Origin of the sequence: Bradyrhizobium hereditatis (assembly GCF_020329435.1) — a bacterium.
GTDB classification, from domain to species: Bacteria; Pseudomonadota; Alphaproteobacteria; order Rhizobiales; family Xanthobacteraceae; genus Bradyrhizobium; species Bradyrhizobium hereditatis.
The window spans coordinates 89,857-111,665 of sequence record NZ_JAGKJK010000020.1 but is presented as its reverse complement, the minus strand read 5'-3'; the positions used below and the strand labels follow the sequence as shown (position 1 = coordinate 111,665).

Annotated in this window: 21 protein-coding genes and 1 pseudogene; 10 read left to right on the top strand and 12 right to left on the bottom strand. The window is 63.1% G+C overall.

Features of this window, described 5'->3' with window-relative positions; all coding sequences use genetic code 11:
• Positions 1–41: 41 nt before the first annotated feature.
• The 4 genes from J6524_RS32350 to J6524_RS32335 form a co-directional block, all read right to left on the bottom strand.
• The gene (locus J6524_RS32350; RefSeq protein ID WP_225677947.1) at positions 42–1,112 is read right to left on the bottom strand and encodes an AI-2E family transporter; all 1,071 of its coding nucleotides are present in this window, start codon (positions 1,110–1,112) and stop codon (positions 42–44) included.
• 191 nt (positions 1,113–1,303) lie between these two features.
• Positions 1,304–1,765 (bottom strand): cupredoxin domain-containing protein, encoded by a 462-nt coding sequence (locus J6524_RS32345; RefSeq protein WP_225677946.1) that lies wholly within the window; start codon positions 1,763–1,765, stop codon positions 1,304–1,306.
• 133 nt (positions 1,766–1,898) lie between these two features.
• Entirely contained in the window at positions 1,899–2,324 is a 426-nt protein-coding gene (locus tag J6524_RS32340; RefSeq protein WP_225677945.1) for a hypothetical protein, read from the bottom strand.
• A gap of 50 nt (positions 2,325–2,374) precedes the next feature.
• Complete coding sequence (locus J6524_RS32335) at positions 2,375–3,130, bottom strand: hypothetical protein (protein WP_225677944.1); 756 nt, start codon at positions 3,128–3,130, stop codon at positions 2,375–2,377.
• A 304-nt stretch (positions 3,131–3,434) separates the two neighbouring features.
• Here J6524_RS32335 and J6524_RS32330 point away from each other — a divergent pair, with 304 nt between their 5' ends.
• The gene (locus tag J6524_RS32330) at positions 3,435–4,634 is read left to right on the top strand and encodes an MFS transporter (protein WP_249789731.1); all 1,200 of its coding nucleotides are present in this window, start codon (positions 3,435–3,437) and stop codon (positions 4,632–4,634) included.
• A 2-nt stretch (positions 4,635–4,636) separates the two neighbouring features.
• Here the strand turns inward: J6524_RS32330 and J6524_RS32325 are convergent.
• Together J6524_RS32325 and J6524_RS32320 are read right to left on the bottom strand one after the other, a co-directional pair.
• Positions 4,637–4,720 (bottom strand): annotated as a pseudogene (locus J6524_RS32325) (DUF4864 domain-containing protein); the annotation flags it as partial.
• A 64-nt stretch (positions 4,721–4,784) separates the two neighbouring features.
• Positions 4,785–5,216, bottom strand: coding sequence for a cupin domain-containing protein (locus J6524_RS32320; RefSeq protein WP_225677942.1), 432 nt, complete (start codon positions 5,214–5,216; stop codon positions 4,785–4,787).
• 119 nt (positions 5,217–5,335) lie between these two features.
• Here J6524_RS32320 and J6524_RS32315 point away from each other — a divergent pair, with 119 nt between their 5' ends.
• On the top strand, positions 5,336–6,226 hold the full coding sequence (locus tag J6524_RS32315) for a LysR family transcriptional regulator (RefSeq protein ID WP_225677941.1): 891 nt from the start codon (positions 5,336–5,338) through the stop codon (positions 6,224–6,226).
• A 24-nt stretch (positions 6,227–6,250) separates the two neighbouring features.
• Here the strand turns inward: J6524_RS32315 and J6524_RS32310 are convergent, their stop codons facing one another.
• Positions 6,251–6,970: a crotonase/enoyl-CoA hydratase family protein gene (locus J6524_RS32310; RefSeq protein WP_225677940.1), complete on the bottom strand. Its 720-nt coding sequence runs from the start codon at positions 6,968–6,970 to the stop codon at positions 6,251–6,253.
• Here J6524_RS32310 and J6524_RS32305 point away from each other — a divergent pair.
• The gene (locus J6524_RS32305; RefSeq protein ID WP_225677939.1) at positions 6,897–7,508 is read left to right on the top strand and encodes a TetR/AcrR family transcriptional regulator; all 612 of its coding nucleotides are present in this window, start codon (positions 6,897–6,899) and stop codon (positions 7,506–7,508) included. The two genes, J6524_RS32310 and J6524_RS32305, sit on opposite strands and share 74 nt — an antisense overlap.
• Before the next feature lie 71 nt (positions 7,509–7,579).
• Here the strand turns inward: J6524_RS32305 and J6524_RS32300 are convergent, their stop codons facing one another.
• Both J6524_RS32300 and J6524_RS32295 read right to left on the bottom strand, forming a co-directional pair.
• Positions 7,580–9,175 carry an ATP-binding protein gene (locus J6524_RS32300; protein ID WP_225677938.1) on the bottom strand — a complete coding sequence of 532 codons (1,596 nt, stop codon included), beginning with the start codon at positions 9,173–9,175 and terminating at the stop codon, positions 7,580–7,582.
• Positions 9,176–9,351: 176 nt separating this feature from the next.
• Complete coding sequence (locus tag J6524_RS32295) at positions 9,352–10,251, bottom strand: beta-keto acid cleavage family enzyme (protein ID WP_225677937.1); 900 nt, start codon at positions 10,249–10,251, stop codon at positions 9,352–9,354.
• Between the two features lie 632 nt (positions 10,252–10,883).
• Here J6524_RS32295 and J6524_RS32290 point away from each other — a divergent pair.
• A complete protein-coding gene (locus J6524_RS32290) occupies positions 10,884–11,348 on the top strand; it encodes a cupin domain-containing protein (RefSeq protein WP_225677936.1) in 465 nt (154 codons plus the stop codon).
• Positions 11,349–11,635: 287 nt separating this feature from the next.
• On the opposite strand, the gene J6524_RS32285 is transcribed toward J6524_RS32290, so the two are convergent.
• Complete coding sequence (locus J6524_RS32285; protein ID WP_225677935.1) at positions 11,636–12,184, bottom strand: cupin domain-containing protein; 549 nt, start codon at positions 12,182–12,184, stop codon at positions 11,636–11,638.
• Positions 12,185–12,336: 152 nt separating this feature from the next.
• Between J6524_RS32285 and aptA the strand changes: the two genes are divergently transcribed.
• Both aptA and J6524_RS32275 read left to right on the top strand, forming a co-directional pair.
• Positions 12,337–13,665 carry an omega-aminotransferase AptA gene (aptA, locus tag J6524_RS32280; protein ID WP_225677934.1) on the top strand — a complete coding sequence of 443 codons (1,329 nt, stop codon included), beginning with the start codon at positions 12,337–12,339 and terminating at the stop codon, positions 13,663–13,665.
• 63 nt (positions 13,666–13,728) lie between these two features.
• Positions 13,729–14,994 (top strand): D-amino acid dehydrogenase, encoded by a 1,266-nt coding sequence (locus J6524_RS32275; RefSeq protein WP_225677933.1) that lies wholly within the window; start codon positions 13,729–13,731, stop codon positions 14,992–14,994.
• A 156-nt stretch (positions 14,995–15,150) separates the two neighbouring features.
• Here J6524_RS32275 and J6524_RS32270 read toward each other — a convergent pair whose 3' ends face one another.
• Both J6524_RS32270 and J6524_RS32265 read right to left on the bottom strand, forming a co-directional pair.
• Positions 15,151–17,448 carry a molybdopterin guanine dinucleotide-containing S/N-oxide reductase gene (locus tag J6524_RS32270; protein ID WP_225677932.1) on the bottom strand — a complete coding sequence of 766 codons (2,298 nt, stop codon included), beginning with the start codon at positions 17,446–17,448 and terminating at the stop codon, positions 15,151–15,153.
• 20 nt (positions 17,449–17,468) lie between these two features.
• The gene (locus J6524_RS32265; protein ID WP_225677931.1) at positions 17,469–18,101 is read right to left on the bottom strand and encodes a cupin domain-containing protein; all 633 of its coding nucleotides are present in this window, start codon (positions 18,099–18,101) and stop codon (positions 17,469–17,471) included.
• 222 nt (positions 18,102–18,323) lie between these two features.
• Here J6524_RS32265 and J6524_RS32260 point away from each other — a divergent pair, with 222 nt between their 5' ends.
• From J6524_RS32260 to J6524_RS32245, 4 genes are read left to right on the top strand one after another with little or no spacing between them, the layout of a single operon-like run.
• A complete protein-coding gene (locus tag J6524_RS32260) occupies positions 18,324–19,091 on the top strand; it encodes an ABC transporter substrate-binding protein (protein ID WP_225677930.1) in 768 nt (255 codons plus the stop codon).
• Complete coding sequence (locus tag J6524_RS32255; protein WP_225677929.1) at positions 19,091–19,744, top strand: amino acid ABC transporter permease; 654 nt, start codon at positions 19,091–19,093, stop codon at positions 19,742–19,744. Before J6524_RS32260 ends, J6524_RS32255 begins: the two co-directional genes overlap by 1 nt.
• The gene (locus tag J6524_RS32250; RefSeq protein ID WP_225677928.1) at positions 19,741–20,472 is read left to right on the top strand and encodes an amino acid ABC transporter ATP-binding protein; all 732 of its coding nucleotides are present in this window, start codon (positions 19,741–19,743) and stop codon (positions 20,470–20,472) included. Before J6524_RS32255 ends, J6524_RS32250 begins: the two co-directional genes overlap by 4 nt.
• A gap of 9 nt (positions 20,473–20,481) precedes the next feature.
• The gene (locus tag J6524_RS32245) at positions 20,482–21,774 is read left to right on the top strand and encodes an NAD(P)/FAD-dependent oxidoreductase (RefSeq protein ID WP_225677927.1); all 1,293 of its coding nucleotides are present in this window, start codon (positions 20,482–20,484) and stop codon (positions 21,772–21,774) included.
• Positions 21,775–21,809: the final 35 nt, after the last annotated feature.

The window sequence follows — 21,809 nt, the reverse complement described above, 5'->3', positions numbered from 1 at the left end:
GTGCTACGGCCTTCTGCACGCTACCGCGTCTGTGCGGGCCGCTAGGCATCCCCCGCCGCTCCATCACGCGGCACCCGCCGCGACGCGACAAATATCTCCCAGCTCACCATGAAGATCGCCGCGATCAGCGGTCCCAGCACAAAACCGTTGAGGCCGAACACGTCAATGCCGCCGAGCGTCGAGATCAGCACGACATAGTCCGGCAGCTTGGTGTCCTTGCCGACCAGGAACGGGCGCAACAGGTTGTCGACGAGGCCGATGACGAGTACGCCATAGGCGATCAGGCCGAGGCCCTGCCAGATCGCGCCGGTGGCGAGGAAGTAGATCGCGACCGGGACCCAGACGAGGCCGGCGCCGATCGCCGGCACCAGTGAGAGAAACGCCATCAGCACGGCCCACAATAGCGGGGCGTGAACGCCGAGGAACCAGAAGGCGAGGCCGCCGAGCGCGCCCTGCACCATCGCCACCAGAACTCCGCCCTTGACGGTGGCGCGGACGACGTCGGCAAACCGGGAGAACAGCGCCGACTTCTGGTCGGCGCGCAGCGGAACGGCTTCCTTGATGCTTTCGGCCAGCGCGCGGCCGTCGCGCATCAGGAAGAACAGCAAATAGAGCATGATGCCGAGGCTGATCATGAACTCGAAGGTGTTCATGCCGATGGTGAGCGCCTGCGGCGCCAGGATCTGGCCGCCCTTCATCAGGCTGGACGACAAGGTTTCGCGAAGGCCGGAAAGGTTGGTCAGGTTGAAGCGCTCCAGCCATCCGACCGTCCAGGCCGGCAGCGCATCGAACACGCGCTGGATGTAGCGTGCGAGATCATATTCGCCGGACTGAATCTTGCCGAACAGGCTGGTGGCCTCCTGGACCAGCGAGGTCGCGACGATGGCCAGGGGCAGGATGACCATGGCGATGATGAGAAGGACGGTCAGCAGCGCCGCGAGGTTTTGCCGGCCGGGCATCGATGCCAGCAGCCTCCGGTTGACCGGCGCAAAGATGACAGCCACGATGATCGCCCACAGCACGGCGCCGTAGAAGGGGTACAGCACCCAGCCGAACGCCAGCGTGACGGCAAACAGCAGGAGCAGGAACGTCGGTTCGTCAATCCTTCGCACGGGAGTCTCGTTCGTTGCTTTCATCCCGGCCGCGCGGCCGTTCAGCGCTTGTCGCATGGCCGGGATGAAAAAGAAATGTAGGGTGGGCAAAGGCGCATCGCGCCGTGCCCACCATCAGCGCACGGCAAGGAAGGTGGGCACGCTTGCGCGTTGCCGACCCTACGGACCGCGGTGCCTATCTCGCTCCGCCGTCACTTCACCGTAACCTGGCCGATCATGCCGTTCTCGCGGTGACCGGGGATCAGGCAGGAATATTCGAATGTGCCCGATTTGGTGAACTTCCAGACGATCTCGGCCGACTTGCTCGGCTTGAGCCGCACGGCGTTCGGCTCCTGGTGCTCCATATGCGGGTGCTTCTGCATGTCCTCGGCATGCTTGAGGTTTTCTTCCGTGGTGGCGAGCAGGAACTCATGGTCATCCTGGCCGACGTTGCGGATCACGAAGCGGATCTGCTCGCCGCGTTTCACCTCGATGCGCGCGGGCGTGTATTTCATCTCGCTCATGTCGACCTCGATGGTGCGCGAGGGCTTCTTGGGATTGCCGGGCTCGCCCGCCGAATAGGTTTCATGAGCGTGCTTGTCGTGGCCGAGCGCCAGTGGCGGCCATGCCGAAAGGCCAATTAGCGCAAGCCCGACCATCATGATGTTCTTCATCTCTGTTCTTTCCTCTTTGTCAGCGAAGCGCCGCGGCAACGCGCGGCCCGCCGGACTGAATCCATGATCTTTGCAATGAGCCGCGGGCATGCGCGCGCTTCACGCGCGGTTGCCCACGTCGTAATGTCAGAGATCAGGCGATGGGAGGACGATAGAGCAGAGGGGGCGCCTCACCCGGCAGGCGCTGCAAAATCTCGGAGACGCAGAGCGAGATCGGCGGCGACGGCCTTGCGATTGCCGGCAGGTCGGCCGCGATCGCGGAGACGCAGAGCATGGCGCAGCACGGGCCCATGGAGCCTTTGCCATGGTGCTGCGGCTCGGCTGGTTCGTGCTTGACGGCGCCGGCATCGGCGTGGTGGTCGCCATGTGCCTGATGGTGCCGATGCGAAGACGCATCGTGCATCGGCGCGGTCGCGGCCACTTCAGCGGGCATCGCAAGACACGAGGCCGCGTCGCCAAGCGCCAGCGCGGCGCCGGGCGCGAGCACGCAAAACAGATAGAGCAGGGCGGCAAACCACCCTGCCTTGGCGCGCGCAGGTCTCGTCAGGCGAACGAACATGGCGGCAAACTAGTATCAATTGCCAGTTCCGCCAAGGCGGAAGTTGGCGGCTATATCTTGTCGACGATGTCGGCTTCGGTCCGCTTTACTGTCGTATTGCTCAGGGTCTTCTTCAACTTCTCTGCGACGATCCGGAGCTCACGGTTCTTAACGAACCAGTAGGCGGCGAAGGCCCAGATACCCGACCATTCCGCGAACAGAATGTACGAGCCCTGCTTCGCGTTCAGGTAATGCAGTAGCACGGACGTGCCGATCGCGAGCACCATGTAGAGCCCGATCAGGAAGTAGGCGGTCTTGAAACGCTTGTGATCCTTCGGGTTCGATTCCTTGAGTTGCGACAAGGTCGAATCCGAATACCAGAGAATCACGACCGCGATGCACGCGAACGCCAGCACAGCGCTGACGCCATGTACCGAAAGCCAGGGCATTCCGAGGTATTCGAACAGCTTCCAATCGGTGCGGCCGTCCTTGGACGTCATCGGGAATATGGCAACGCCCAGGGCAAAGATGCCTGCAAGGCTGAGCCAGCGATCCTCGTTCTTGGAAAAGCCCCGATACTTGACCAGGAAGACGCCGACGGCGAACAGGATACCGCAGAACCAGAGCCTCACGGGAAAGAGGTCGACGCGTGCGCCCTTGGGTTCGTCTGCGAAGTAATAGTCGCTCAGCGTCGGTTGAATGCCGATTCCCCAAAACAGGCCCATGGCAATCACCACCACGGGAAAAGCGAGGGTGATGACCCCCATCCGCGTCCTTAACTTGCGATAATTATCAACGATGGCCTTGTCGATATGATCAATGTCCATGATGCCCCTCCGGCAATTGAATAAAGCAGGTCTGATAAAACGGAGATGGTGTCCCTCCTGCAGATTGTGTGGAAGATGCTGCGCACACAAAAGTAGTGGATAAGTGTCGGCGTTCGGTCCGCCTGGGCGGGTGATGCAGCGTGTCGGCCCCGGCGTGGCGCTCGTACGACGCGGGTGGGAGGACCGCGTGCTCCCCTGCGATTGCATGCCCAATATCGCGGCATTGTGGCTTGACGTTAGGCGATTTGCACCCGAAGTTCCGCCGGCCGTGGTAATTTCTTCTGAGCTCTCCCGAGATTCCGACCTGTTCATTCCCGACTCGCGCCGGGCATGGATCCGGCTTGCCGTGGCCGTGCTGATCGGCTCGCTCGGCAGCGTCGGCATGTGGTCGGTGGTGGTCGCACTGCCCGTGGTGCAGACCGAATTCGCCGCGAGCCGCGGCACCGCCTCACTGGCCTTTACGATGATCATGCTCGGCTTCGGTTCCGGCGCGGTGCTGACAGGCAAGATCACCGACCGCTACGGCATCGTCACCGCGATCGGGCTCGGCATCGGCATCCTTGGCCTCGGCTATGTGGTTGCGGGGATATCGACCTCGATCTGGCAATTCATCCTGGTGCATTTCGCGATCGGGCTGTCATCGTCGGCCACCTTCGGCCCGCTGATGGCGGAAGCCTCGCACTGGTTCGACCGTTACCGCGGCCTTGCCGTCGCCGTCGCTGCCAGCGGCAATTATATCGGCGGCGCGATCTGGCCGCCGGTGGTCAATTACGCCATCGAGACGGCGGGCTGGCGTAGCACCCATATCGGGCTCGGCATCTTCACGGCGGTGGCGATGGCGCTGGCGCTCATCGGCTTGCGCATGCTGATGGGGGCGGGCGGGCGGCGCGACCATCAGAACGCAGCGCCGCCGCGCGTGGACTTGCGGATATCCACCAATGCGCTGACGGCAATCCTGTCGCTCGCGGCGATCGCCTGTTGCGTGGCGATGTCGATGCCGCAGGTTCACATCGTCGCCTATTGCGGCGATCTCGGCTATGGCGTCGCGCGCGGCGCCGAAATGCTGTCGCTGATGCTGGGTTTTGGCATCATCAGCCGTATCGGCTCGGGCTTCCTCGCCGACAAGATCGGCGGCATCCGCACGCTCCTGATCGGCTCGGTCGCGCAGGGCACGGCGCTCCTGTTCTATCTGTTCTTCGACAGCCTGACCTCGCTCTATATCATCTCGGCGATGTTCGGCCTCTTTCAGGGCGGCATCGTGCCGAGCTACGCCATCATCGTGCGCGAGGCGATGCCAGCCTCGGAAGCGGCGACACGTGTGGGGATTGTGATCTTCGCCTCCGTGTTCGGCATGTCGTTCGGCGGGTGGATTTCCGGTGCGATCTTCGATGCCACCGGCTCTTACATGGCGGCATTCGCCAATGGCCTCGCGTGGAACGCGCTCAACATCGTCATCATGCTGCTGCTCCTGATGCGCGCGCGGCAGCGGCTGGCGATGGCCTGAACTCAGACGGACTGTCCTGCCTTCAATAGCGAGCAGCCGGTAATCTTCAGGCTGCCGTCAGGCTGCTGCTCTAGCGTATACATCGCGGCGCAAATCACGGCTCGCGGCGTCGACGCCGATTTTCGCGCGGGCCGGTTCGCCAATGCGCCCTTAATGCGACATCAGATCGAGAAACGGCGTGTCATTGGCGCTGACATAGAAGATGACGACCTTGGTCTGTTCGGTGGTGCTCCGGTTATAGCCGGTCATCGGCACCTTGGGCGGCTCGACCAGGGCCTCGCCGGCCTTCACGGTGATCGGCGGGCGGCCGTCGAGCTCGAGCGTGAAGGTGCCTTCGAGGACGTAGACCGTCACCGGAAAACGGTGGGTGTGATAGACGGTCTTGTCGCCCGGCTTGAAGGTTGCCGTCATGACCCGCACGGTCTGCTTGTCGTCTGTCGGCAATCCCTCGACCACCTGCTGCAGCACCATGTTCGGCTTGGCGATATTGGGGGCGGGCGCGCCGTGCTGTTGCGCCGATGCCGGATGGCTGACGCCGAGGCCGGCGAGCAGGGCGAGGCCCGGGACAAGATGGCTGCGCATGGATCGCTCCTTTGTTCGTCAATGATCGCGCTGTTTGGAAGCCGGAGCCTACGCAGCACGGCCACGCCGCGGGAGCCGCAAGATTGCGAGGACCCGCTCCAAAAGTGCATAATGGGTGCATGTTCGACTGGAACGATCTGAAATACTTTCTTGCAGTTGCGCGCCATGGCAGCACGATCGCCGCCGGCAAGGCGCTCGGCACCAGCCAGTCGACCGTGCACCGCCGGCTCGAAGAGCTCGAGCGCCGGATCGGGCAGGCGCTGGTGACGCGGCAGGCCAGCGGCTATCGCCTCACCGAATATGGCACCACGCTGCTGCCCTTCGCCGAACGCATCGAGGCCGCGGTCGGAGATTTTCAGCGGCGGGCCACCGATGTCGAACAGGACATGAAGGGCACGATCCGCGTCACATGCCCAGAGCCGATCGTGATCCGGATGACGCAGTCGGGCCTGATCGAGCGGTTTCATGCCCGCCATCCGCATTTGCGTGTCGAGTTCATCACCAGCGACCGCTATCTCGATCTGTCGAAGGGTGAGGTCGATGTCGCGTTCCGCTCAGGTGATACCGACGATGAGCTGATCGGCCGCAAGATCGCTGACTCGTTCTGGGCCGTCTATGGCAGCCGTGACTATGTCGAGCGTCACGGCAAGCCCGACCGGGTCGAGGATCTGTCGCAACATCCGCTCATCGGCTTCGACGAGACGCTGGCGGGTCACCGCGCCGCGAAGTGGCTGAAGGAGGTTGCGCCCGACGCCAGGATGCCGGTGCGTAACAACAGCGTGCTCGGCCTCGTTTCAGCGGTGAAATCCGGCACCGGAATAGGGCCGCTGCCGACAGCGCTTGGCGACGGCGAGCCAGATCTGGTCCGCGTGCTCGGGCCTGTGCCCGAGCTGACGCGAAGCTGGCGGCTGCTCACGCATCCCGACATCCGCCGCGTGCCGCGCATTGCCGCGTTCTTTGACTTCATCGTCGAGCAGCGCGACGCGCTGAAACCGATCCTGACCGGGTGAGCAAAATCGGCTTCATGGCCGCGATCATTTCCCCTGAAACACCGCCGCGCGCCGCTCGATGAAGGATTGAATGCCCTCGCGTGCGTCGGCGCTATCAAGCACACGCTCGCGGACTTTCGGAATATAGGCAATGGCCGCTTGCTCGCCCTGTTCGACATATTTCAGGGCCGCTTCCTTGGTGACCTGAATGCCGAGCGGAGCATTGCCGGCAATGATCCTGGCGAGCGCCATGGCACGCTCGATCTGTTGTCCTGCCGGCACCACTTCCTGCACCAGGCCGATCTCGCGGGCGCGTGCTGCCGTGAACTCGTCGCACAGGAACAGATGATACATCGCGTTGCCCCAGCCGGTGCGCGACAGAAAGCGGAAATGTACACCGCCGAGCGGGGCGATGCCGCGCCTGGATTCCATCTGGCAGAAGCGCGCGTCGTCGGCGGCAACGACGATGTCGCCCGCCAGCATCAATTCGATGCCGATGGTAAAGACGATGCCCTGCACCGCGGTGACGATCGGCTTCCTGCAGCGCTTCTGCAGGCCGAAGACGTCGACATTGCCTTCTTTGAAATTGCGCTTCTCGGCACTGGGGCCGAAGAATTTCGGCATGTCGAGGCCGGCGGTGAAATCCTTGCCTTCGGCGGAGAGGATGAGCCATTCAGCCCTGAGGTTCCCGATGACGTCAGATACCCGCGCAAAAATGGTGGCCGGCGCCGCCGACCTGATAAGCCGCCGCGGCGTCAACGCCACGAGTATGCGCGAAGTGGTCCGCCATAGCGGCACGCCGCGCGGCTCGATCGGCCACCACTTCCCGCGGGGCAAGCAGCAGCTGATCGAGGATGCGCTGGTCTTTGCCGGCAAGCAGGTCAGCGGGCCGCTGCAGCATCTGACCGAGACGCGCGGCGCCATCGCCGGCTTGCGCACCTTCATCGCACTATGGCGCCAGACGCTGGAACGGACGGAGTTTCAGGCCGGCTGTCCGGTGCTCGCGGTCGCGGTCGAGCAATATGTCAACGACGCCACCGAAAAGGACGGCGAGCCTGACGAAGCGGCGCAACAGCATCTGCTTGATCTCGCCGACGGCATCTTTGCCGACTGGCAGCGGATCATGTTCAACGCGCTGCGGCGCGAAGGCGTCGCGCCCGCGCGCGCCCGGCGCCTGGCCGCGCTCGTCATCGCATCGACGGAAGGCACGGTCGCAATGTGCCGCGCCGCGCGCAGCGCCCAGCCGCTCGACGATGTCAGGCAGGAGCTTGAACTCATACTGTCCAGCGCGCTGGAGAAGTAATGCCGAAGCCGCTTGCGGCCGGTCACGTGATGGCGGCTCCGTGACTCCTCAAGGAAACACTGTCCATCCACTCACGATGCCAGCGCGGTTAGAAGCATCCGCGCGAGGTCGGCGCTGAGGTAAGGCTTCGGCAGCAGCAGCACGCCAGCATCGAGACGGCCATGATGCACAAGGGCATTCTCAGCATAGCCGGAGGTGTAAAGCACTTTGAGCTCCGGCCGTCTCTTGACTGCCTCGGTCGCGAGCTGGCGCCCATTCACTCCTCCGGGAAGCATGACATCAGTGAACAAGAGGTCAACGCGCTCCGGTCCATCGATGATGGCCAGCGCCTCGGCAGCATTGCTGGCGGCGAGCGTGCGGAACCCGAAACGGGTGATTTGCGCCATGACGTATTCGCGGACAAGCGGGTCGTCCTCGACAATCAAGATGGACTGGTCGCTATGTTCGCCCGCATAGCCGCCCGTCGTGCCGGCGTGCTCCTCCGGACCACCACTCGTGGCCTGCGGCAGGTATAGCTTGACGGTCGTGCCGTGCCCCACTTCGCTGTAGATCTTGATATGTCCATTCGACTGCTTGACGAAGCCATACACCATGCTGAGGCCGAGCCCCGATCCTTTGCCGGCCTCCTTGGTGGTAAAGAATGGTTCAAACACCTTTTCGAGCAGGTTGCTCGGGATTCCCTGCCCGGTGTCACTCACTGCAATCATGACGTAGTTGCCGGGTCTGGCCTCGCTATTTGCGCGGGCGTAGTTCTCATCGAGCACCACGTTCTTTGTTTCTAGCGTCAGCTTGCCGCCGTCAGGCATGGCGTCACGTGCATTCAGGGCGAGGTTCAGGATTGCGGTCGAGAGCTGACTGGGGTCAATCAGAGCCGGCGCGGAATCGTGCGCCAGCATCGATTCAATTTCGATGTGCTCGCCGAGGGTCGGTCGCAGCAGACTCGCTGCATCGACTACCAACGCATTGACGTCGGTATTGCGCGGCTGCAGCGGCTGTCGACGAGAGAAAGCCAACAAATGCTTCGTCAGCTCAGCCCCCCTTGCCGCAGCTCCGCTAATCAGATTGGTGATCTGAGCGAGATGTGGACGATCCTTGACAGCATCGTCGAGGATTTCGATGGTCCCGGTGATGACAGTCAGAATGTTGTTGAAGTCGTGCGCGACGCCACCGGTGAGCTGGCCGATGGCTTCCATCTTCTGCGCTTGCTGGATCTTGGATTCGGTGGCCTCTTTCTCCTCAAAACGCTTGACCATGGCCTCGGCCTCGCGGCGTTGCCTGACTTCCTCCTCAAGCGCGGCATAGGCGTTCGCCAGCTGAATGCGCGTCGGCAGCACCAGGATCCGCGGCAGCGCCACGAGGAGTGCTGCCGTGACCGCGATCGAGATCAATGCCAGGAAAGCTTTGGTCAGGGCCTCGATCTCATAGGCTGGCACCCATAGCGTGTAGATCGACAGCAGGCGGGTAACTCCGCAGACCGCGACGAAAATTGCGAAAATCACGAACACGCCCTGGAACATAAGCTCCCGATGGCGCCGCCACACGAAGAACGCGAGGACGAAGGCCGTAGTAAAGAAGGCGCCGGCGACCATCGCGTCGGAAACGACATTCAGCCAGATCAGTTCCGGCTTCCACAGCAGGCACGCGCCGTGCTCGGTGAGCTTCGACATTGGAAAAGCTCCAACAAGCGGCTGCACGCGTGCGGCCGCACGCCTCCGATCTCTCCGTCGGATGACGGAAACTATTCAGCTTTTTTGTCAGGTGCGCAAGCGCGGCGCTGGCGCGGCGAATCTGAGAGGGATCAGAACCTGCGTGTTCCCCGGAACGAGGATGTCCTAGGCTGAGATCAACTCGCAGGGCTTTGGGCCGAGGTCGCAGCCAGCGCCTGCCGCATCTCGGCCGGAGTAGCAGGCTCGGCACCTTGCTCGCGTACAAGGCGGACGGCCTCTTCGACCAGTTCGAGATTGCTTGCGGTGGTGCCAAGCGGCGCATCTTCCAGGCCGACGCGAATATGGCCGCCGCGCGCGATCGTGTCGGCAAAGAGCGGACGAAGATCGGCGCTGACGCCGGCAATCATCCAGGGCGCGCCGGGCGCTTCCTCCTCCAGTAGCGCATGATAGGCCGCAAGCGCGTATGGCTTGGGTGGAAGGCCGACCGCGATCAGATTGCAGAGCATCAGACGATAGATCGGCACCTTGACGCCGGCCGCGCGCGCCAGCGCCGCGCCGGCACGCAAGAAGCCGGGTTCGTAGATTGCAAAATCGGTATGCAGGCCGTGGCGCGCCGCGAGGTTCAGCACATGCCGGATCTGGGATTCCGAATTCATGTAGGTGCCGCCAGGCAGCGTGTCCGCCGTGATTTTTGTCACGCTCAGATTGACGCTGCCGGGGTCGATGACGGCAAAATCCAGAAGGCCGCGCGCGGCAAGCTCTTCGATGTCGGCAAACCGAGTGGCGACGTCGGCGAGCGGGCTGTCGTCGCTGCCTGTGGTTATGAATGCCGGATAGGAGGGATAGACCGGCACATCGACCTGACCCCGAATGCCTTCAATGATGCGGGCATAGACCTGCCAGTCGTAGGTTTGCGGGCCACCGCCATCATAGGCATGGACGTGAACGATGGTAGCGCCGGCACGCGCGCAGGCGACGCCCTCGGCAATGATGGTCTCAACGGTATCGGGAATGCCGGGTTGCAGCGCGCGACCCCACGAGCCGTTCAGCGCTGCCTCGATCCAGACCTTGCGCATGCTGTTACGCTCCTGAGAATTGATGCTTCCACCTACGGGCCGTGTACTCTAGACGAGCGTATCCGATTTGGGCCAAGGCTCTGGCGGATGCCCGCAAGTGAGCCAATTCAGACATTGCGGGTCCAGTTCGATCGTGTCCCGGTTTCCGTAAATGAGCTCAGCGGTCCGGCCACGTCTCACGATGTCGGCTGATGTGGGCTGTGCGTCAATATGACCGGAGATCAGGCTTCTAGACGCCCTATCCCAATCGAGGCATTGCTTCTAAAATAAGCAAGTACGGTCTGACTTGTAAAAACTAATCCCAAAAGAACTTGTCCAGATTTTTTGTGGACCTCTGAAACGTCGTCGGAGGGCCCACCATGTTATGCTTGAGCAACGAAACGTTATCGCTGGTCTCGGCGGGGCTCATCAGGCTACTCAGCATTCCCATCGTCGCGTGCTTCGCACTGGGCCTTGCGGCGGCGACTGAGCCCCTGCGAATCAAGCAAATCCATGCCAACGGCATCGATCCGGCCTATGTCGCGGGAATCTCGCCTTTGGTGAGGCCGTGCTCACGTTCCTGGCAGAACACTGAGCCGAAGCGGTTGCAATAGCACTCTGAAAAATGGAGCAACAATCGTAGGGAGAACCTCATGAAAAAGCTTCTGACCTTGGCAGCCTTGATCGCACTGGCGGGTTCGGCACTCGCGCAAGATGCCGTGACCATGGTCAAACCAGATGCGCTGACGTGGAAGGACAATCCGAACATTCCGAAGGGTGGCCAAACCGCGGTCCTGGTAGGCGATCCAACGAAAGCTGGCAGCGTGGTGGTCCAGCGCGTCAAGTTTCCGCCCAACTATAAAGTTCCGCCGCACACTCATCCCTATGCCGAGACCGTCACCGTGATCAGCGGTAGCATCGGGTTTGGCATGGGCGAAAAATTTGACACTACGAAAGGCGAGGTGATCAAGGCGGGTGCCTTGCACGCGCTGCCGGCAAAGCACGCTCACTTTGTTTGGACGGGAAACGAGGAGGCGATCATCCAAGTTCAGTTCGTCGGCCCAGGAGGCATCGACTACATTGACCCGGCTGACGATCCCCGCAAGAAGACGCAGTGAAGCATACCAACTCTGATTTGCGAAGCGCGGTAGCCATTGCTGTTCGTGTCTGGAAACCGAGCCTCCTTGTCACCACTGCATGAGACCGCCTCTAGACCAGCCCCGCTGCGCCCAAAGCCGAGCGGGGCCTTTGCATATTGAGCAGAGTCTTGCCGCTGCGTTTGCCTAAGCGGCATGTCGGGTCCTGGCCCCAACCCAGACATATCGGCAGCCGTTCCGACGTCCACTTCCCAGTCAAAGACGGAGATCGCAACCATTGCAGCGCAACGGCAGACGCCCCTCGCTGCTCAAAACGTCGGCGGCGTGCAGGCCGAGATTACTTCGCACGGCTTTGCGCCTACGCAGCGGAAGCGGTGCGGCCTTCGACTTTCGAAATAATAGGCGTCGCCGGGGTCGAGGATGCGGCGCTCGTCGTCGACGGTGACCTCAAGGCGTCCGCTCACCACGATGCCGCCTTCCTCGCCGTCGTGGGTCAGCGGCACGCGGCCGGTGTCGCTGCCGGGCTCGTAGCGTTCTTTCAGAATCTGCAACGCGCGGCCGAACAGATTGTCGCCGACCTGGCGATAGGAGATCGGCTGCTTGCCGATCTCGGTCAACTCGTCCGAGCGGTAGAACGCTTTGCGTGGCCGCTCCGGCTCGATCGCGAAGAATTCGGCAAGTCCCATCGGCAGGCCGTCGAGGATGCGCTTGAGCGCACCGACGGAGGGGTTCATCTGGTTCGATTCGATCAGCGAGATCGTTGAATTGGTCACGCCGGAGCGCTTGGCGAGCTCGCGTTGCGACAGCTTGTGCCGGGCCCGGACGAAGCGGAGTCGCCCACCGATATCGACGCTCATCGTAAATCCCTGTTGCAGGTGTTTCGGATCGAACAAATATGCCCCGGCAGGGTCAGCAAAATCAATGGGTTGCGGGAGCGCAGAAAAGGACTTGTTATGGCTTCCCGAGCGTGGCCCGGTGGCAGCTTGAGCTGCCAGCAAAGGAGCTACCCGTGACCGTTCACCAAAAGCCGAACACCCTGCAGACCGACTCGTTCTGGATGCCTTTCACGGCCAACCGGCAGTTCAAGAAAGCGCCGCGCCTGTTCGCCTCCGCCGAGGGCATGCACTACACCACCGTCGACGGCCGAAAGGTGATCGACGGCTCCGCCGGCCTTTGGTGCGTCAATGCCGGACACGGCCGCCGCCAGATCGCCGCCGCCGTCGAGCGGCAGCTGATGAATCTCGATTTTGCGCCCTCGTTCAACATGGGCCACCCGATGGCGTTCGATTTCGCCGAGCGGCTCACTGAAATCGCGCCGAAGGGGCTGGATCGCGTCTTCTTCACCAATTCGGGCTCTGAATCGGTCGACACCGCGCTGAAGATCGCGCTGGCCTATCAGCGCGCCATCGGGCAGGGCACACGGACGCGCCTGATCGGCCGCGAGCGCGGCTATCATGGCGTCGGCTTCGGCGGCATGTCGGTTGGCGGCATGGTGGCGAACCGCCGTGCGTTTGCGACCCATCTGCCCGGCGTCGACCATATCCGCCACACCCATGACCTCACGCGCAACGCCTTTGCCAAGGACCTGCCGGAGCATGGCGCCGAGCTTGCCGACGATCTCGAGCGGATGGTGGCGCTGCACGGCGCCGACACCATTGCCGCCGTCATTGTCGAGCCGGTGCCGGGCTCGACCGCCGTGCTGCCGCCGCCCAAGGGTTATCTGAAGCGCCTGCGCGAAATCGCCGACAAGCACGGCATCCTCCTGATCTTCGACGAGGTGATCACCGGCTTCGGCCGTCTCGGCACGCCGTTTGCGGCCGATTATTTCGGCGTCACGCCCGATATGATGACGACCGCCAAGGGCATCACGAACGGCACCGTGCCCTGCGGCGCGGTGTTCGCGAGCCGCAAGATCCATGACGGGCTGATGACGGGGCCTGAGGGGACGATCGAGCTGTTCCACGGCTACACCTATTCGGCGCATCCGACCGCCTGCGCCGCCGGCCTTGCGACGCTCGACATCTACAAGGACGAAAAGCTTCTGACGCGCGGCGCGTCGATGGCCGAATACTGGCGCGATGCGTTGCATTCGCTGAAGGGCCTGCCGAACGTCGTCGACATCCGCAATGTCGGCCTGATGGGCGCGGTCGAAGTCGCGCCGCGCAGCGACGGCGTCGGCGCGCGCGGCTATGACGTGATGGTCGACTGCTTCAACCGCGGGCTTTACCTGCGCATGAGCGGCGACAGCTTTGCGTTGTCGCCGCCCTTGATCGTCGAGAAGAGCCATATCGACGACATCGTCTCGATCCTCGGCGACGCGATCAAGCGCGTGGCCTGATCCTTGCTGGCTGAGAAAAACAGAAACCGCGGCAAAATTGCCGCGGCAGATCTGTGAGGAATTGTGAAAGTCATCGTTCTCGGCAGTGGCGTGATCGGCGTCACGACAGCCTATTATCTCGCGCGTGCCGGCCACGAAGTTGTCGTCATCGACCGCCAGGCCGCGCCGGCGCAGGAAACCAGCTTTGCCAATGCCGGCGAGGTCTCGCCCGGCTATTCCTCGCCCTGGGCGGGGCCGGGCGTGCCGGTCAAGGCGATCAAATGGCTGCTGATGCGGCACGGACCGCTGGTGATCTGGCCGAAGCTCGATCCGTTCATGTGGATCTGGGGGCTGAAGATGCTGCGCAACTGCACGGCAGAGCGCTACGCCGTCAACAAGAGCCGGATGATCCCGATCGCCGAATATAGCCGCGACTGCCTGCGCGCGCTGCGCGCCGAAATCGGCATCAAGTATGACGAGCGCAGCCAGGGCACCCTGCAGCTCTTCCGCAGGCAGAAGCAGCTCGACTCAACCGGCGACGATATCGCGGTGCTCAAGCAATATGGCGTGCCTTACGAGGTGCTTGATCGCGACGGCTGCATCGGCGCCGAACCTGCGCTAGCGGCGGTGAAGGACAAGTTCGTCGGTGGGCTGCGGCTGCCGCAGGACGAGACCGGCGACTGCCACATGTTTACGCAGGCGCTGGCTGAGGAAGCTGCAAGGCTCGGCGTCAAGTTCAACTTCAATACCAGCATCGAGCGGCTGGTCGCGGATGGCGACAGGATCACTGGCGTCGTCACCAGCGCGGGGCTGTTCCAGGGCGACACCTATGTCGCGGCGCTCGGCAGCTGGTCGCCGCGGCTGCTCAAGCCCCTTGGCATTGCCGTGCCCGTCTATCCGGTGAAGGGCTATTCGATCACTGTGCCCGTCATCGATCCCGACGGCGCGCCGGTCTCGACCGTGATGGACGAAAGCTACAAGGTCGCGATCACGCGGCTTGGGGATCGCATCCGCGTCGGCGGCACCGCGGAAATCTCCGGCTATTCGAATACACTCCACCCGGCGCGGCGGGCGACGCTGGATCACTCGCTCTCCGACATGTTTCCGCGCGGCGGCGATCTGAAGAAGGCGAGCTTCTGGTGCGGCCTGCGACCGATGACGCCCGATGGCCCGCCGGTGATCGGCGCGACGCGCTACAGCAATCTGCATCTCAACACCGGCCACGGCACGCTCGGCTGGACCATGGCCTGCGGCTCGGGACGGGTAATGGCGGATCTGATCTCGGGACGGAAGCCGGAGATCGATGTGAGCGAACTCAACGTGAGCCGCTACGATCAGCGGTTTGGGTGAGGTGGTGCTTAGCCTCTCCCCGCACGCGGGGAGAGGCCGGCGCGAAGCGACGGGTGAGGGGACTCTCCGCGCACTCACCTCTATCTAATTTGCGGAAGCAGCCCCTCACCCCGACCCTCTCCCCGTGAAGAACGGGGAGAGGGAGAGGAGCGCGCATCAATCCAGCTCGGGAGGATCGAAGGCTCGGATCGGCGGCAGCGATCCCTGATACTTCTCGCACTCGACCACTGTCACCTGACCGCAGCAGCCTTGTGCTAATCGCGATGTACCGATGTCGCGGGTGAGCACGTTCGGATTGCCGTGGATGCAGAGCGGACGGTCTGCGGTGCCGGCTTGCGGATCGTACCAGGCGCCGGTGGATAGTTGCACCACGCCGGGCATCACGTCGCCAGAAACGACGGCGGCGGCCAGGCACGCGCCGCGATCGTTGAACAGGCGGACGATATCGCCACTATCGATTCCGCGGCGCGCCGCATCGGCGGGGTTGAGGCGGACGGCTTCGCGGCCGGCAATCTTCTTTGATTGACTGTAAGCGCCGAAGTCGAGCTGGCTGTGCAGCCGGGTCGCCGGCTGGTTCGCAATCAGCGTCAGCGGATGGCGCGAAGCTGGTTGTTCGGTCGAGGGCAGCCAGGCCGGGTGGGGCGGGCAATCGGCGTAGCCGAAGCCCGCGATGGTTTGCGAATAGATCTCGATCTTGCCGCTTGGCGTCGGCAGTTTGTTGCCTACGGGATCGTTGCGGAAGGCGCGCAGGAAGCCGCCGTCGTCAGGGCCTGACGGCAGCGCGAGTTCGCCGCGCCGCCAGAACTCTTCGAAGTCAGGTGCATCCCACCCCTTGTCGGCAAGCGCACGCCGTGTCGGCTCGTAAAGATGAGCGAGCCACTGCCTGCTGTTGCGTCCTTCCGTGAAGGCCTGCTCGACGCCCAATCGCCGCGACAGCGCGGCGAAGATATCAAAATCGTCGCGCGCTTCGCCGACAGGTTCGACGGCTTTGCGCATCGCGATCAGCCTTGGATCGGTGCCGGCGGCGCCGATATCGTCGCGCTCCAGCGTCATCGTCGCCGGCAGCACGATATCGGCAAACTTCGCCATTGGCGTCCAGGCGCTCTCGTGCACGAGGATGGTTTGCGGAACATTGAAGGCGCGCCGCAGCCGATTGATGTCCTGGTGATGATGGAACGGGTTGCCGCCCGCCCAATAGACCAGCTTGATGTCGGGATATCGCATCGAGCGGCCGTTGTATTCGAAATTCTCGCCCGGATGCAGCAGCATGTCGGCGACACGTGCGACCGGGATAAAGTCGGCGACGCCATTCTTGCCTTGCGACAGTGTCGGGATTGGAACGGCATTGGGCCGGCGGCCGGTGTGGCCGAGCGCACCGAGCGCATAATGATATCCGCCGCCGGGCAGGCCGATCTGGCCAAGCATGGCCGCGAGCACCGCGCCCATCCACACCGGCTGCTCGCCATATTGCGCCCGCTGCAGCGAATGCGAGACCGTGATCAAGGTGCGTCCGCGCGGCAGGCGGCGGGCGAGGTCAACGATGGTGGCTGCGGGAATGTCGACAATATCGGCCGCCCATGCTGCATCCTTCGGCGTATTGTCATCGCGGCCGAGCAGGTAGCGTTCGAAGATGTCAAAGCCGGTGCAATAGCGCGCGACAAAGGCGCTGTCCCAGAGATTTTCGACGCGGAGCGTGTGCGCAAGCGCCAGCATCAGCGCGACGTCCATGCCGACGCGGATCGGCAGCCACCGGGCGCCGGCCTCTTCCGGCATGTCGTCGCGCAACGGCGCGATGCCGTAGAAGACAGCGCCGCGGCGTGCGGCTCGTTGCATCGCGTCGCGCTCGATATGACGGCTGATGCCGCCGCTTGCGACATCCGAGTTCTTCACCGCCATGCCGCCGAAGGCCAGCACCGTATCGGTGTGCTCGGCGATCTGATCCCACGTCACGTTATGGCGGGAGATGGCCTCATAGCCGCCCATCACATGCGGCAGGATCACGGCTGACGCTCCGGCGCTGTAGCTGTTCACCGAGCGCACATAGCCGCCGAATGCCATGTTCAGGAAGCGGTGGACCTGGCTCTGCGCGTGATGGAAACGTCCGGCGCTGGACCAGCCATAGGAGCCGCCATAGACCGCGGCAGCGCCATATTCGGTTCTGATGCGCGACAATTCGCTCGCGAGCAGGTCAAGCACTTCGTCCCAGGGGCACGCGACGAACTTCTGGTCGAATGTGCGCTCGGTACGCGCACGCCGGTCGAGCCACGCCTTGCGCACCATCGGCCGCAGGATGCGCGCCTTGTGACGCATCGCGGTGGTGAAGTTCTGCAATAGCGGGGAGGGCGCAGGGTCACCCTCGTAAGGCATGATGTCGAGAGTGGCGCCGTTCCATCGTGCGGAGAAGGCGCCCCAATGGGCACTGTGCGGAGCCCAATCGTCTGCGGCCTGATCCATGATCTACTCCAGACTGCGGCTCACCCCGCCTGCGTCACGCAATTCACCCACAGCACGACCGCTTTCGCATCTTCCGCCGGATTTGAAAAGCGGTGCGGCCTGCGGCTGGCGAAGCGGAAGCTGTCGCCTTGCTTGAGCGTCCAGGTTTCCGCGTCCACCGTCAGGGTCATCTCGCCTTCGAGCACCAAGCCGGCCTCCTCGCCGTCATGGGTGTAGAGTTCGTCGCCGGTGTTGCCGCCGGGCTCCATGTGGACGAGGAACAGGTTGAGGCGGCTTTCCGTTCCCGCCGGGCTCAGCAATTGTTTTGAGATACCAGTACGCCAGAGTTTCAGTTCGGCGCGCTGCAACTGGCGCGTCACTACGCCGCCGGACGCTGCATCCTCACTGGGCTTGGCGCCGAACAGCGCGGCGATGCCCACGCCCAGCACATCCGCCAATGTCGCCAGCACGCGCAGCGATGGCGACGACAGGCCGCGCTCGATCTGGCTGAGAAAGCCGATCGACAGATCCGTCCGCTCGGCAATCGTCTCCAGTGAGAGCTTGTGGTCACGGCGCAGGTCGCGAATGCGGCGGCCGACCGCAATATCCATTGCCGGCTCGGCCGGTTGAGTGGCGGCCTGCTTCAGTTTGCGCGTTGCCTTGCCGGCCTTCACCCTCGACCTAAGGGCCAATCTGGAGGCCGGTTTCTTGATCCTTTTGCCGCCGCTCACGTCAGGCTGCTTCCTTCATGTGCATGAAAATTGCTTGCAATAAGCCCTCAAGTGTGACCACAATTTCATACTGGTGAAAATAGGCCTGAACGGCATCGCCTGCAACTCTTTGGTCTCAAGGCGGGCGAAAAGTTCAAGCCGGGGTTCAATCCGGGAGGTGGTGCGATGGCTCTGAAGCGTCTCATTCAGGCCGCGATGGCGGCGTTCGTTCTTGCAGCCGCGATGCCGGCATCCGCGCAGCAGGTGTTGAAGGTGGGCTCGACGCCGACCGGCGTGCCCTTCACCTTCCTCGACACCAAGACCAACAGCATTCAGGGCATCATGGTCGATCTCATCACCGAGATCGGCAAGGATGCCGGCTTCAAGGTGCAGATCGAGCCGATGCAATTTTCCACGCTGATCGCCTCGCTCACCTCGAACAAGATCGACATCATCTCCGCGGCGATGTTCGTCACCCCGGCGCGCAAGGAAGTGATCGATTTCTCCGAACCGTTCTATAGCTATGGCGAGGGGCTGCTGGTGCCGAAGAGCGACAGCAAGGCCTACACCAGTCAGGAAGACCTCAAGGGCGAAGTGGTCGGCGCGCAGGTCGGCACTGCCTTCGTCGACGCGCTGAAGAAGTCGGGTCTCTTCAGCGAGGTGAAAGCCTACGACACCATCCCTGATATTTTGCGTGACGTGAACGCGGGGCGGCTGAAGGCCGGCTTCGCTGACTATCCGATCCTCGCCTACAACCTCAAGCAGGGCGGTTTCCCCGAGGCGCGGATTGTCGAGAGCTACAAGCCGACGACGATCGGCTCGGTCGGTATCGGCGTGCGCAAGGGCGACACCGAACTGCTCGCCAAGATCAACGCTTCGCTGGCGAAGCTGAAGGCGAACGGCACCGTGGCAAAGATTCTCGATAAATGGGGCCTGAAGGCGCAGGGGGTCTGATGCAAGCCTTTTGGCGCGACGCCGTCGAGTTCCTGCCGATCCTGATGAACGGCGTCGCGCTGACGATCATCGTCACGATCGGATCGCTGCTGCTGTCGACCGTGCTCGGCCTGATCTGGGCGTTGATGCGGGTCTCCGGCATCGGCATTTTCACAGGCTTCAGTGCCGGCCTGATCAACGTGATCCGCGGCATCCCGATCATCGTGCTGCTGTTCTATCTCTATTTCGTGATGCCCGAGCTCGGCCTGACGCTGACCGCGCTGCAGGCGGCCATTCTCGGCCTCGGCATCGCCTACTCGGCCTATCAGGCCGAGAATTTTCGCGCCGGCATCGAGGCGATCGACAAGGGACAGATCGAGGCGGCGCAGGCGATCGGCATGGGCTGGTGGCAGACCATGCGCCGCGTGGTGCTGCCGCAGGCGGTTCGGATCGTGCTGCCGCCCTACGGCAACATCATGATCATGATGCTGAAGGATTCCTCGCAGGCCTCGACCATCACGGTCGCCGAGCTCGCCCTTCAGGGCAAGCTGATCGCGTCCTCGACCTTCAAGAACACCAGTGTATTCACGCTGGTGGCGCTGATGTATCTCACCATGAGCATTCCGCTCATTCTGCTGGTTCGTCACTTCGAGAAGCGCGCGGGCCAGAAATGATCGAGCTGTCAAACGTTCACAAGAGCTTTGGCAAGGTCGAGGTGCTCAAGGGCATCACGGCGTCCGTCGAAAAGGGCGAGGTGGTCTGCATCATCGGCCCCTCCGGCTCCGGCAAATCCACCATCCTGCGCTGCATCAACGGGCTTGAAAGCTACGACAGCGGCGACATCCTCGTCGAAGGCGCGCGGGTGGATCGCAACGCGCCCTCGATCGTCGCGATCCGCACGCAGGTTTCGATGGTGTTCCAACGCTTCAACCTGTTTCCGCATCGGACCGCGCTGGAGAACGTGATCGAAGGCCCGATCTATGTGAAGAAGGAGCCGCGTGTGCATGCGCTGGAGCGAGGCCGCGCATTACTGGCGCAGGTGGGGCTCGCCGAAAAGGCCGACGCCCATCCGCCGCAGCTCTCGGGTGGACAGCAGCAGCGCGTCGCCATCGCACGGGCGCTCGCGATGCAGCCGAAGGCAATATTGTTCGACGAGCCAACCTCAGCGCTTGATCCGGAACTGGTCGGCGACGTACTGAGTGTGATGCGCAAGCTCGCCGATGACGGCATGACCATGGTTGTCGTCACTCACGAGATGGGATTTGCCCGGGACGTCGCTGACCGCGTGCTGTTCATCGATGGCGGTGTGATCGTCGAGCAGGGGCCGGCAAGGTCGGTCCTCAACCAGCCGCAGCATGCGCGCACACAGGATTTCCTGCGGCGTGTGCTGCATCCGCTTTGAGTTATTAGCATGAATGCGCCTGCCCAACTGCAGCTACCTCCAAGCCTTTACGCCGATACGGCGGTTGCGCCGGCATCGACGCCACCGCTTGCTGCGGACAAGAATGTTTCCGTCGCGATCATCGGCGGCGGTTTCACCGGGCTCTCGACGGCGCTGCATCTGGCCGAGCAGGGCGTCGAAGTTACGGTGCTGGAAGCGCGTGAGCCCGGCTGGGGCGCCTCGGGCAACAACGGCGGCCAGGTCAATCCCGGGCTGAAACATGATCCCGACCAGATCGAGGCCGACTTCGGCGCCGAGCTCGGCGGCCGCATGATCGCGTTTGCCTATGGCACGACGAACTATACGTTCGACCTGATACGCCGCTATCAGATTCCGTGCGAGGCGCGGCAGAACGGCACGCTGCGCGCGGCCTATAATGAAGCGAGCGCCGCGGGAATCGAGAACACGGCGAAGCAATGCATCCGCCGCGGCATGCCGGTGACACTTTTGAATCGCCAGCAGATGCGCGAGATGACCGGCACCGACCGCTATCTCTGCGCGATGCTGGACAGTCGCGGCGGCGATCTGCATCCGCTGAGTTATGCGCGCGGGCTCGCGCGCGCCGCGATCGCGGCCGGCGCTGCCGTGCATGGCGAGACGCCGGCGCTCTCGCTGTCGCGTGAACGCGGCGGCTGGCGCATCGCAACGCCGCGCGCAACCGTTCGCGCCGAAAAAGTGCTGCTGGCGACCAACGGTTTTACCGATGATCTCTGGCCGGGCCTGCGCCGCAGCATCGTGCCAGTGTTTTCTTCGATCACGGCCACCGCGCCGCTCGCCGATGAAGTCGCGCGCGCGATCATGCCGACGCGACCTGTTCTGTATGAGAGTGGTCACATTACGGTCTATTACCGCATCGATCAGCACAATCGCCTCTTGATGGGTGGCCGCGGGCCGATGCGCTGGATCAACAAGCCGGCCGACGTTGCTTATCTCATCCGCTATGCGGAGCGGCTTTGGCCGCAGCTGAAAGGCGCGAAATGGACCCACGGCTGGAATAGCCGGCTTGCGATCACGCCCGACCATTATCCTCACGTGCATGAGCCGGCGGAGAATCTGTTGATCTCACTCGGCTGCAACGGCCGCGGTGTCGCGCTCTCGACCGCGATGGGCGCGCAACTGGCGCATCGCCTGATTGGCGGGAACAATGCCGAAATCGACATGCCCATCACCGGAATCAAGCCGATGCCGCTGCACGCGTTCTGGCCGCTCGGTGTCACCGCCGCCGTCATCGCGGGGCGGGTGCGGGATCGGCTCGGTATATAGCCTTCTTCATTCCCTCGCGCGGGAACCTCTGGCAT